Here is an 11,442-nt window from a genome sequence, read left to right as displayed (position 1 = left end):
GCCCTTAAGCTGTGCCCATGGCTAAGTGGACCCCCAAGCACGAGGCGCCGGAGCCCCTGGAGGGGCCCGTGGTCGCCACCATCACCGGCGGCACGATCGTGTGGTTCGTCCTCTTCCTGGTGCAGCTGCCCTTCTACGGCTGGTTCGACGACCACGGGCACCTGTGGTGGCTGTGGACCTGCCTGGCCGGTGGCGGCCTCGGGCTGATCGGCATCTGGTACGTCCGCAGGAGGGACGCGGCGATCAAGCGGTCCGCCGAGCCGACGGCGGTCCCGGCGAAGTAGCCCCCCGCTCGGCAGGTGGCCGGGCAGATCCGCACGTACCGTCGAGAACATGACCCACATAGACGCGGGCGCGGAGCTCGACCCCGTGCACCCGGTGGCCCTGCCCGAGAGCCGGCCGGAGGGGCTGACCGCGTCGGAGGTGGCTCAGCGGCGCTCGCGGGGGCAGGTCAACGACGTACCGGTGCGCAGCAGCCGGTCACTGGGCGAGATCGTCCGCGCCAACGTCTTCACCCGATTCAACGCGATCATCGGCGTGCTCTGGCTGATCACGCTGTTCGTCGCCCCGATCCAGGACAGCCTCTTCGGCTTCGTGATCATCGCCAACACCGGCATCGGCATCGTCCAGGAGTGGCGGGCCAAGCAGACCCTCGACTCCCTGGCCGTGATCGGGGAGGCCCGGCCGACGGTACGGCGGGACGGGACCGCCACCGAGATCCCCACCGCCGAGATCGTGCTCGACGACCTCATCGAGATCGGCCCCGGGGACAAGGTCGTCGTCGACGGGGTGTGCGCGGAGGCCGACGGGCTGGAGATCGACGAGTCGCTGCTCACCGGCGAGGCCGACCCCGTCGTCAAGCGTCCCGGCGACCCGGTCATGTCGGGCAGTTTCGTGGTCGCGGGCGGCGGCGCCTTCACGGCCACCAAGGTCGGCCGCGAGGCCTACGCGGCCCAGCTGGCCGAGGAGGCCTCCCGGTTCACCCTCGTCCACTCCGAACTGCGCACCGGCATCTCCACGATCCTCAAGTACGTCACCTGGATGATGGTCCCGGCCGCGATCGGCCTGGTCGTCACGCAGCTCGTGGTCAAGGACAACGAGCTCAAGGACGCCGTCGCCCGCACCATCGGCGGGATCGTCCCGATGGTCCCCGAGGGGCTGGTGCTCCTCACCTCCGTCGCCTTCGCCATCGGCGTCATCCGGCTGGGCCGAAAACAGTGCCTGGTGCAGGAGCTGCCGGCGATCGAGGGGCTCGCCCGGATCGACACCGTCTGCCTGGACAAGACCGGCACGCTCACCGAGGGCGGCATGGACGTCACCGGCCTCAGGCCGCTGGACGGGGCGGACGAGACGTACGTACGGCGGGTGCTGGGCGCCCTGGGCGAGTCCGACCCCCGGCCCAACGCCTCCCTCCAGGCGATCATCGACGCCTATCCGGACAGCGAGGACTGGCGGTGCGTGGAGTCGCTGCCCTTCTCCTCCGCCCGCAAGTACAGCGGGGCCGCGTTCAGCGAGGGCGACGGGGAGACCAGCACCTGGCTGCTGGGCGCCCCCGACGTCCTCCTCGCCCCCGAGGACCCGGCCCTGTCCGAGACCGAGCGCCTCAACGAGCAGGGTCTGCGGGTCCTGCTGCTGGCCCGCGCGCGCCGCGACCTGGACGACCCCGAGCCAGCCCGGGGCGCCCGCCCCACCGCCCTCGTCGTCCTGGAGCAGCGGCTGCGGCCCGACGCCTCCGAGACCCTGCGCTACTTCGCGGACCAGAGCGTCCGGGCGAAGGTGATCTCCGGGGACAACGCGGTGTCGGTGGGCGCGGTCGCCGCCAAGCTGGGTCTGGACGGCACGGCGGTGGACGCGCGGCGGATGCCCGGCGACCGGGCCGGGATGGCGCGGGCGCTGGACGCGGGCACCGTGTTCGGGCGGGTCACCCCGCAGCAGAAGCGGGACATGGTCGGCGCGCTCCAGTCGAACGGCCACACCGTCGCGATGACCGGCGACGGGGTGAACGACGTGCTCGCGCTCAAGGACGCCGACATCGGGGTGGCCATGGGCTCGGGCTCGGAGGCGACCCGCGCGGTGGCGCAGATCGTCCTGCTCGACAACAGCTTCGCGAGCCTGCCGTCGGTGGTGGGCGAGGGCCGCCGGGTGATCGGCAACATCACGCGCGTGGCGACCCTGTTCCTGGTGAAGACCGTCTACTCGGTGCTGCTGGCGCTGCTGGTGGTGTGCTGGCAGGTGGAGTACCCGTTCCTGCCCCGGCACCTGACCCTGCTGTCCACCCTCACCATCGGCGTCCCGGCGTTCTTCCTGGCCCTCGCCCCCAACAAGGAGCGGGCCAGACCCCACTTCGTGCGCCGGGTGATGCGGTACGCGGTCCCCGGCGGGGTGGTGGCCGGGGCGGCGACCTTCCTGACGTACCTGCTCGCCCGCCACCACTACACCGGGCCGGGCGCCCTGGAGGCGGAGACCAGCGCGGCCACCCTGACCCTGTTCCTGATCTCCATGTGGGTCCTGGCGATCATCGCCCGCCCCTACACCTGGTGGCGGGTGGCCCTGGTGGCCGCGATGGGCGCCGCGTTCCTGCTCGTGCTCGTCGTGCCGGCCCTGCAGAGCTTCTTCGCGCTCGACCTGATCGGCGTGCGGATGCCGTGGACCGCGGTGGGGGTAGCGGTGGTGGCGGCGGCCGCCCTGGAGTTCCTGTGGAAGTGGGTGGACCGCCGCGCGCTGCGCTGAGCCTCAGCCGTCGGGATGCGGGGTGGCCCGGGCCGCGGGGAGCTGCGGGCCGGCTGTGGCCGGTCGCGCAGTTCCCCGCGCCCCTGGAGGTCGCTGTCGCCGCCGGACGGCTACTGCACGTCGACGTAGTCGCCCGTGGCGCTGACGGACGACGTGGTGGAGGTGCCGGCGAAGCTGTAGCGGTAGTAGCCGTCGGAGCCGGCCGTGACCGTGGTCTTCAGGGCGCCCGTGGAGGACGTCGTGACGGTCTTGACGGTGGTGTAGGTGGTGGTGCCGGCCTTGCGGAACTGGAGCTTGACGGACTGGCCGCCGAAGCCGGCGTAGGTGCCGTGCTGCCAGTCGGCGCGGGTCAGCCTGCCGGTGACGGTGAGGGTCCCGCCCTTCTTCACGGGCTCGGGCGTGGCGTCGGCGGTGAGCTTGGCGGTGCGGCGGACGGGGAGGGTGCCGAGGTCGTTCTGCCACTTGGTGGCGTCGGTCTTGGCGTCGACCGCGAGACCGCCCTCCTTCCACGTCCCGGCGTCCGAGTTGTACAGCTCCTTCGCCGGGAGGGTGATCGTGGCGGTGCAGTTCAGGGTGGTGGAGTCCACCTTGGTGCAGGTGCCCGGGTCGTCGCTGACGACCTGGGTGTCCGCGTCCTTGGCCGAGGTGCCGCGGTAGAGCACTGGGCCGGTCAGGATGTTCGTCATGGAGACGGTCGAGGGATGCGTCACGGTGTAGGTCGCCTTGACCTTGACCGTGGAGGTCGCCCCGATCGTGATCGCCTTGCCGCTGTTCACCTTCATCTTCGAGAAGGTGACGTTCGGCGCCGCGGTGGCCGCGTGGGCGGCGGGCACGGCGAAGGCGGAGAGGGCCAGGGCGCCGGAGACGGCGGCCACGGTGGCACGTATGCGCATTTTGCGTTCCCTTGGAGGGAGAAGTGATCGTGGAGTCGGTCGACTCACGCGATCAGATCCGCGGCACCCGGCAGTGGTTGTACGTCAAGAGCCGTTCCCGGCCAGATTTTGTCGGCGGATTGCCCTTCCATTGCGCGGTCAGGGAGAGCCCGTGGCACAACTGATAGGAAACGTTCCGGCCCGGAAGCGGGGGGTGCTTCCGGGGCCGGCGAACCGGGCGGGAGATCCGGTTCTCAGTCGAACCATCGGTCCCGGGCGAGTTCCTCGGTGCGGGAGGGGTCCTCCAGCAGGGCGGCGACCTCGAAGCGGCGGGGCCACTGGCCCGCCGCCCAGGCGAGGCCCGCGGCGACGCCCTCCAGTGTGGCCGCGTGCAGCACCCCGTCGTCGGTCAGCCGCCAGTCGATCTCGACGCCGTCCACGACCAGTTCCTCGTGCTCGACGTACGTCCCGGGGGTGCGCGGACCGAGCAGCACCCGTACCGGATCCGGTACGTCGTGCTCCGTGCCCTCCGACGTCACCTCGCCGGTGACGGACTCGCTCAGCCGCCGCACCTGGAACAGCTCGGCCAGCTCGGCGGCGCGCGCCGGGCGGACCGGCAGCAGCGGCACCCCGGCGGTGAAGGGCAGCAGATCGGGCGAGTCGACCACGACGGCGTCGGCCGCGTCCACGACCTCCACCCGGCCGTCCAGCACGGCTCGCAGCTCGTCCGGCAGCGTGACCTGGTCGGGGTCCAGCTCGGCCAGGGCGCCGTACAGACCGTGCAGCTGGCCGGGGCCGACCGGCCGGTCCGGATCGGCGAGCCGCTCCAGCAGTTCGGCGGCGCCGCCGGGCTCGTCCAGCAGCGAGCCCACGGAGGTCCGCACCCCGAGCGCCCGCAGCACCTGCTCGTCCTCGAAACCGGTGGCGTCGGCCTCGTCGTACAGCCCGCGCAGCAGCGGGTCCCCGCCGGCGGCGAGCAGACCGGCCGGGCGCCGGCCGTCCAGCACCGGGTGCCCGCGCAGCCACCACGCGGTGTACGGGCGCACGGTGTCGTGGGTGCCGTCGTGCAGCAGGATGCGCACCGGCTGGGTGAGGGCGTCGCGCAGCGGCGGCCGGGCGAGCAGCGACAGGGCCTCGGGCCAGTGGTCGTCGTCCACCAGGTCCAGGTCGCGGACCGCGACGAGTTCCGTGGCGACCGGGGGCACCGGGCTCTCCGGGAACCGGTCCAGGACGTCCTCGCACCACACGTCCACGGCGTCCAGCAGGCCCGCGTCGTCCGGCTCGGCGAAGTCGCCCTCGCGCGGCTCCAGTTCGTCCGGGTCGAGGACGACGTCGGTGGCCCGCACGAGGGCGAAGTCGGCGAGCACCCCGCACGCCGTCAGCGGCTGCTCGCCCCACTTCTCGGCCAGTTCGGCGTCCACCGCGGCCAGTTCGCCCTCGCGGATCACCCGGGCGAAGGGGCTGCCGGGGAAGACCAGTTCACCGGCGGGGGCGAGTTCACCGTCCTCGTCGGGCAGGGCCAGGGCGCCCAGCCAGGGCTCCTCACCGGGTTCGAGCGCCGCGTCCCGCACCAGCCCGAGGACGGTGTCGGCCAGCTCCTCGGCGTCCGGCGCGTCCTCCTCCCAGGCGATGCCGCCCTCGTCGTCCAGGGAGGCGGCGACGGCGGCCCGCACCTGCGGGGTGGTCAGCACCGCGCGCGGCGTCGCGGGCAGCGCGCCCAGCTTCTCCAGCAGCGGGTGCGCGGCGTCCGGGTGGGCGACCTTCAGCCCGAGCCGCCCGAGGACGTCCGGGTCGACGCGGGCGCCGTCCGGGGTGGGCAGCAGCACCTGCCGGGGCCCGATCGTGGTGCGGCCGTCGGCGAGGGGCACCGGAAGACCGGACAGCCGGTCGGGGTCGACCCCGGCGAGGCTGTCGTAGAGGCGCCACCACCAGTCGGGGTCCTTCTCCAGACCGGCGAGCCGGTCGACGGCGTCCGCGAGCGGCAGCCGGGCGACCCCGAGGGTGCGCAGTTCCACCCGCCGCTCCAGACCGGCGGGCAGCAGCGTGGGCAGCACCTCGGCGAGCACCCGTACGGTGGCCGCCCCGGCACCCTCCACGACCTCGGCGTCCCTCGGCCGCAGCGCCTCCGGCAGTTCCTCGTCGTCCTTCGCCCCGACGGCGGGCGGCAGGAAGGCGGTGCGCGGCAGCCGCTCCAGGACCGCCTGCCGCAGCGCCCCGTCCAGCTCACCCTTGCCGAGCGGTCCGGGCACCAGGTCGACGGCTCCGTCCGTCACCGGCCGCCAGCCGGCGAGCAGTTCGGCGTAGGTGTCGGCCGCGCGCTGCACCAGGAAGTCGGTGAGCGGGCCGGGCGCCGCGTGCCGGCGGGTGGTGTCGAGGGGGAAGGACGCGATGAGCAGGGCGGGGACGCCGAGGGGCTCGTCGCTGGGCGTGGGCGCGTGCACCACGGGGGTGGTACGCGGCCGCACCGGCCGCCCGGCCTCGTCCTCCGGTACGGCCCAGGTCACCGACCAGTGCGGGCGCAGGCGTTCCTCCACCGGCCGGTCGGCGAGCAGGTCCGCGGTGAGCGGGCCGTGCGCGAGGGCCGTACGCCACCGGGTGGTGCCGTCCCGTGAGTCCGCCACGACGGTGACGGCGCCCTCGGTGTGCCGCCGGAGGGTGCGCGGGGCGGTGTCGCCGACCTCGACGACGACCTCCGTCAGGCCGGGCAGGGCGAGGAGCAGGGCGTCGTCGACGGTGTCGAGCAGCCGCTCGGCGAGGTCGGCGGCGGCCGTGTCCCGCAGGGGCAGGATGACGGCGGTGTCGTACGGCTCCGGGGCCGAGCCCTCGGCCGGGAAGGGCAGGCGCAGCAGCGGGACATGGCCGTCCCGGCGGCGGATCTCGTCGCCGAGGCCGGGGCTGTGCCGGGCGGTTCCGGCGGCCAGCTCCCGCCCCTCGGCCAGGGACCAGCGGACCCCGCCGTGGCGGCCGACGATCGCGGGTTCGTCGGTGACGGAGAGTACGGCGGCGAAGCCGACACCGAACCGGCCGACGGTGCCCTGGGTGGTCTCGGCGTCCCGCTTGGCGGAGGCGCGCAGCGTGGACAGCGACTCGACACCGGTCGCGTCCAGCGGGGCACCGGTGTTCGCCGCGACCAGCACCCCGTCACGGAGGGTGAGCCGCAGCCGTCCCGGCACCTTGGCGCGCGCGGCGGCGTCGGCGGCGTTCTGGGCCAGCTCCACCACGAGGCGGTCCCGGTAGCCGCCGAGGACCAGGTCCTCCTCGGCGTTGGCGTCCTCACGGAACCGGGCGGGGCTGGTGACCCAGGCGTCGAGGACACCGCGGCGCAGACGGGCGGTGCCGAAGGGGTCGGCGCCCTCGGCCGCCGGCCGCACGAACTTGCTGCTCACGTTCACTCTCCTCATCGACGTGAGGAGAAGGTACCGCCCGGCCGGGGAGGAGGCCGACGGGCGTCAACCGCGGGAGGCGTGACCGACGAAGGCGGACCAGGCGTCCGGGGCGACGGCGAGGCGCGGACCGTCGGTCTGCTTGGAGTCGCGGACGTGGACGGTGGCGGGGGCGGCGGCGTCCCAGTCGAGGGCCACCTCGACGCACGAGTCGCCTTCGGGGCCGTCGCTGTGGCTGCTCTTGAACCAGCGGATCATGTCTCTCCCAGCAGGTGCTCGATGAAGGCCAGCGACTCCTTGGGGGAGAGCGCCTGCGCCCGGATGGTGCTGTACCGAAGCTCAAGGATGCGGAGCTGTTTCGGATCGGAGACCGGGCGGCCGTTGTACGCCCCGTCGGAGCGTCCCACCACCGTTCCGTCGCCGAACTTCAGCACCTCGATCTTGCCGCTCAGTCCGGGATGGGCGCCCGAGTCGGTCGGCATCACCTGCACGGTGACATTGCGCAATTGCGCGACACCAAGCAGGTGTTCGAGTTGCTGACGCCACACCATTGTGCCTCCGACCTTTCGGCGCAGCGTCACCTCTTCCTGCACGAAGCTGAGCGCCGGAGCCGGAGTTCGCTCGAAGATGGCCTTGCGTGCCATGCGTGCGGCCACCAGCCGCTCCAACTCCGCCTCCGCGTAAGCGGACTGCGAGACCTCGAAGAGTGCTCGCGCATGTTCGGGCGTCTGGAGCAGACCGTGAATGCTGAGGCCGACGTACACCCCGTACTCGACGGCCTTGGCCTCCAGCTCGGCCAGTTCCCGGACCTTCTTCGGATAGCGGACCTTCTCCACGTCCTCCTTCATCGCGGCCAGCAGCCCGCCCGCGTCGAGCACCCTGTCCGCCTTGTCCAGGTACTCGGGCCGCGGGATCCGCCTGCCGGACTCCACCTTGTAGACCATGTCCTCGCCGTAGCCCACGGCCCTGCCGAAGTCGGCCGCGCGCATCCCGGACGCCTCACGGCGCAGCCTCAGCTGGCGCCCCACCGTTGCGACGACGGCCACGCCCCAGTCGTCGTCCGGGTCGACCTCCCAGCCCGGCTCCTCTTCCCCGTCCACACCGCACCCCCTGCCGACAGCCCGGACACAGCCGGACAAGCCCCGGACAGTCACCGTACGCAACCGTCATGTCACTGGTCACGGTAGGCAGCCACGGCCACGCTGAGTGATGTGAATCAGGAAATCTCCACCCGCGTACCGAACTTCACGGTGCGGCTGTCCCCCACGCCCCTCGGCGCGCGTCTCGCCCGGCTGCTGGCCACAGAGCGACTGCGGAGCTGGGGGCTGACGCCGGACCCGGCGGCACTCGTCGTGGCCGAGCTGGCCGCCAACGCGGCCGTGCACGGCCGGGTCGCGGGCCGGGACTTCCGCCTGACGCTCTACGCCGTCGCCGGCACCCTCCGCATCGAGGTGACCGACACCCGCGGTGACCGGCTGCCCCGCCCGGCGCTCCCCGCGCCGGACGCCGAGGGCGGCCGGGGTCTGCTGCTCGTCGAGGCACTCGCCGACCGCTGGGGGACCGCGCCGGGGCCGCCGCCGCGCAAGACGGTGTGGGCGGAGGTGAGCTGCGCCCCGGCGCCCCGGGAACCCGGGCCCCGGGACGAGGCCCCTCGGTGAGGGGACGGGGCCAGGGCCTGTCGTTCGGATCAGGCCGGCCTTGCTCACGGTGCCTTGTCTGCCGACCCGAGCGCCCCGCGACGCGGGCATGATCCAAACGGCAGGCCCTAGGAGTGGCCGAGCTCCGCCGTCTCCTCGTCGCCGGCCTCGGGGACGGATCCCGAGTCGCGCGCGGGGCGGAGGGGGAAGGGGTCGACCCTGGTCTCGTCGATGACCGGCGCGGCCGGCTGCGGCGGCTTGGGCATGACGGCCGCCTCGGAGTGGGCGCCGCAGCCGTAGGCCAGGGAGACCACCCGGCCGTCGGCCGGGGAGAACTCGTTCGCGCAGACACCGAAGGCCTGGCCCAGGGTGCCGCCGATCGGGGTGAGGAAGCCACAGCTCACACAGGTGGCCGGGGCCGCCTGCGCCATCGGGGTCTGCGCACCGAAGGACTCGTCCCAGCGGTCCGCGGCGGTGTGCAGGCCGTAGCGGGACAGGACCCGGGCGCGGCGCATGCCGAGTTCCTCGGCCACCGAGGCGATCGAGCCACGGGTGGGCGTCGTGGGCTGGACGGCGGGGGTGCCCGGCGTGACGTCGGCGTCCTCCGCCTCGGCCAGCTCCGCCATCTCCTCGGACACCGCAGCGTTCACCTGCGGCTCGTCCTCGCCCGTGTAGCCCGGCTCCAGGCGCAGGTCGTCCTGGTCGGTCGGGAGCAGGTCGCCGGGGCCGAGGTCGCCGGGGCGCAGCCGCTCGCTCCACGGCACCCATTCGGGGGCGAGGAGCGCGTCGGGGCCGGGCAGCAGGACGACCTCGTCGAGCGTGACGATCTTCGCGCGGGAGGCGCGGGCGACCGTCACCGCCCAGCGCCAGCCCCGGTACCCCATCTCCTTGCACTCGAAGAAGTGCGTGACAACACGGTCACCCTCCGACACCAGTCCGGAGTGCTCGCCGACCACGCCGGGTGCGGCGGCCTCCTCGGCGGCGGCGCGTGCGAGGTCGACGGCCTCGGCGCACAGGCGGTCGGGGGTGCGGCTTCGCGTTGTCGCTGCGCTCACAGGTATCGCTTCTCTCCTACGCCGTCTCATCGAGTGCGGCCGCCTCCGGCGGGTTGGCCGACGGAGCGGACCTGGGGACCGCATCGACGTCTGCTTCCGCGCACTCGGGCGCACCTCTGCCACCCATTCTGCGTTATGGCTGAGATACGCACGCTACACCGAACGAGATTCGTTACCGCCACGCGGCAGGTTTTCGGACCGATCGGCCGCCGGCCCGGCCGACGCGCGCGGCCGCGCGGCGCCCGCCCGGGGCGGCCCGGCGGGCCCGGAACAGGCCGGATCATGGGCCCGGTTCGCCGCCACGCCTGACGTAACGGCACTATCCGCCGCATTCTCGGGGCACTATGAACGTCGTGGCAGCCGCGGACAAGGCGAGTGATCGTGGCGGCGGTGCGGGCCGGGTGGGTGGTGCCGTCCGCTCGGTCGGCCGTGCCCTGCACCTTCCCGTCACCGGTGCCGCCCGGGGCATCCGCAAGGCCACCCACGCCCACGGCGCCGGCGAGTCGGGGCTGGGCAAGCTGATCGAGTTGCACGCGGTGAACGGCGCGGGGGACGTGATGGTCACCGTGGCGCTCGCGTCCACGGTGTTCTTCTCCGTGCCGACCGACGAGGCCCGCGGGCGCGTCGCGCTCTATCTGGCCATCACGATGGCCCCCTTCACCGTCCTCGCCCCCGTCATCGGCCCCCTCCTGGACCGGCTGCCGCACGGGCGGCGCGCCGCCATGGCCGGGGCGATGCTGGCCCGGGCGCTGCTCGCGCTGATCATCTCGGGGGCCGTGGCCACCGGGAGCCTGGAGCTGTACCCCGCCGCGCTGGGCGTGCTCGTGGCGTCCAAGGCCTACGGGGTGGTCCGCAGCGCCGTGGTGCCGCGGCTGCTGCCGCCCGCGTTCTCGCTGGTGAAGGCGAACTCCCGGGTGACCCTGGCCGGGCTGCTGGCCACCGGCGCCGCCGCGCCGATCGCGGCGGGGCTGCACGCCCTCGGCGATCCCTGGCCGCTGTACGGCGCCTTCGTGATCTTCGCCGCCGGCACGTTCCTGTCGTTCACCCTGCCGCCCAAGGTGGACTCGGCCAAGGGCGAGGACGTGGCGCTGCTCGCGGCCGACGAGGGGCATCTGCACGGGCCCGACCGCCGGCGGGCCAAGCGCCCGGGGCTGCGGACCGTGGGGCCGGCGGTCACCCACGCGCTCGGCGCCAACGCGTCCCTGCGCTGTCTGTCCGGCTTCCTGATCTTCTTCCTCGCCTTCCTGCTGCGGGAGCACCCGCTGACCGGGGAGAGCGCGGCGGTCTCGCTGGGGATAGTCGGCGTCTCGGCCGGTGCGGGGAACGCGCTGGGCACGGCGGTGGGCGCGTGGCTGCGGTCGCGGGCCCCGGAGGTCATCATCGTGACGGTCGTCGCGGTGGTGCTGGGAACGGCGGTCGTGGCCGCCCTGTTCTTCGGGGCGCTGCTGGTGGCCTGCCTCGCGGCGGTCGCCGGGTTCGCGCAGGCGCTGGCCAAGCTGGCGCTGGACGCGCTGATCCAGCGGGACGTGCCGGAACTGGTACGCACCTCGGCGTTCGCCCGCTCGGAGACGCTGCTCCAGATGGCCTGGGTGTTCGGCGGGGCGGTCGGCATCGTGATGCCGCTCAACGGCACCGTCGGGCTGCTGACCGGGGCCGCGTTCGTGGCCGTCGGCTGGCTGACCACCCTGAAGGGGCTGCTCGCCTCGGCCCGGCACGGCGGCCGGGCACGGGCCCGGGTGGCGTAACGAACCGGCTGTGTGCCACC

Annotated in this window: 9 protein-coding genes; 4 read left to right on the top strand and 5 right to left on the bottom strand. The window is 73.6% G+C overall.

All coding sequences use genetic code 11. The features are described from left to right. The first annotated feature begins 17 nt into the window (after nucleotides 1–17). Nucleotides 18–284: a DUF2530 domain-containing protein gene (locus N8I86_RS21585; RefSeq protein ID WP_073888094.1), complete on the top strand. Its 267-nt coding sequence runs from the start codon at nucleotides 18–20 to the stop codon at nucleotides 282–284. 49 nt (nucleotides 285–333) lie between these two features. Beyond that, entirely contained in the window at nucleotides 334–2,730 is a 2,397-nt protein-coding gene (locus N8I86_RS21580; protein ID WP_073888092.1) for an HAD-IC family P-type ATPase, read from the top strand. A gap of 110 nt (nucleotides 2,731–2,840) precedes the next feature. Here N8I86_RS21580 and N8I86_RS21575 read toward each other — a convergent pair whose 3' ends face one another. From N8I86_RS21575 to N8I86_RS21560, 4 genes are all read right to left on the bottom strand, one after another. Continuing rightward, nucleotides 2,841–3,623: a DUF5707 domain-containing protein gene (locus N8I86_RS21575; protein ID WP_123437146.1), complete on the bottom strand. Its 783-nt coding sequence runs from the start codon at nucleotides 3,621–3,623 to the stop codon at nucleotides 2,841–2,843. Nucleotides 3,624–3,856: 233 nt separating this feature from the next. Further along, entirely contained in the window at nucleotides 3,857–7,003 is a 3,147-nt protein-coding gene (locus N8I86_RS21570) for a sacsin N-terminal ATP-binding-like domain-containing protein (RefSeq protein WP_263278477.1), read from the bottom strand. A 48-nt stretch (nucleotides 7,004–7,051) separates the two neighbouring features. After that, a complete protein-coding gene (locus N8I86_RS21565) occupies nucleotides 7,052–7,243 on the bottom strand; it encodes a DUF397 domain-containing protein (protein ID WP_073888087.1) in 192 nt (63 codons plus the stop codon). Next, nucleotides 7,240–8,085 carry a helix-turn-helix domain-containing protein gene (locus tag N8I86_RS21560; RefSeq protein ID WP_263278476.1) on the bottom strand — a complete coding sequence of 282 codons (846 nt, stop codon included), beginning with the start codon at nucleotides 8,083–8,085 and terminating at the stop codon, nucleotides 7,240–7,242. The genes N8I86_RS21565 and N8I86_RS21560 overlap by 4 nt, the downstream gene beginning before the upstream one ends. A gap of 111 nt (nucleotides 8,086–8,196) precedes the next feature. Between N8I86_RS21560 and N8I86_RS21555 the strand changes: the two genes are divergently transcribed. Next, nucleotides 8,197–8,643, top strand: coding sequence for an ATP-binding protein (locus tag N8I86_RS21555; RefSeq protein WP_263278475.1), 447 nt, complete (start codon nucleotides 8,197–8,199; stop codon nucleotides 8,641–8,643). A 107-nt stretch (nucleotides 8,644–8,750) separates the two neighbouring features. On the opposite strand, the gene N8I86_RS21550 is transcribed toward N8I86_RS21555, so the two are convergent. Further along, a complete protein-coding gene (locus N8I86_RS21550) occupies nucleotides 8,751–9,677 on the bottom strand; it encodes a DUF3027 domain-containing protein (protein ID WP_073888082.1) in 927 nt (308 codons plus the stop codon). A 344-nt stretch (nucleotides 9,678–10,021) separates the two neighbouring features. Between N8I86_RS21550 and N8I86_RS21545 the strand changes: the two genes are divergently transcribed. Further along, the gene (locus N8I86_RS21545; protein ID WP_241840725.1) at nucleotides 10,022–11,422 is read left to right on the top strand and encodes an MFS transporter; all 1,401 of its coding nucleotides are present in this window, start codon (nucleotides 10,022–10,024) and stop codon (nucleotides 11,420–11,422) included. Nucleotides 11,423–11,442: the final 20 nt, after the last annotated feature.

The organism is Streptomyces albidicamelliae, from assembly GCF_025642175.1.
Classification (GTDB): domain Bacteria; phylum Actinomycetota; class Actinomycetes; order Streptomycetales; family Streptomycetaceae; genus Streptomyces; species Streptomyces albidocamelliae.
Note: the sequence above shows the minus strand (reverse complement) of the source record. Positions and strands in the feature narration are given on the sequence as shown.

Bases quoted from the DNA above. Each gene is read 5' to 3' on its own strand.
- N8I86_RS21585 (WP_073888094.1), top strand. From the start codon at position 18: ATGGCTAAGTGGACCCCCAAGCACGAGGCGCCGGAGCCCCTGGAGGGG.
- N8I86_RS21570 (WP_263278477.1), bottom strand. From the start codon at position 7,003: ATGAGGAGAGTGAACGTGAGCAGCAAGTTCGTGCGGCCGGCGGCCGAG.
- N8I86_RS21565 (WP_073888087.1), bottom strand. From the start codon at position 7,243: ATGATCCGCTGGTTCAAGAGCAGCCACAGCGACGGCCCCGAAGGCGAC.
- N8I86_RS21575 (WP_123437146.1), bottom strand. From the start codon at position 3,623: ATGCGCATACGTGCCACCGTGGCCGCCGTCTCCGGCGCCCTGGCCCTC.
- N8I86_RS21545 (WP_241840725.1), top strand. From the start codon at position 10,022: ATGAACGTCGTGGCAGCCGCGGACAAGGCGAGTGATCGTGGCGGCGGT.
- N8I86_RS21580 (WP_073888092.1), top strand. From the start codon at position 334: ATGACCCACATAGACGCGGGCGCGGAGCTCGACCCCGTGCACCCGGTG.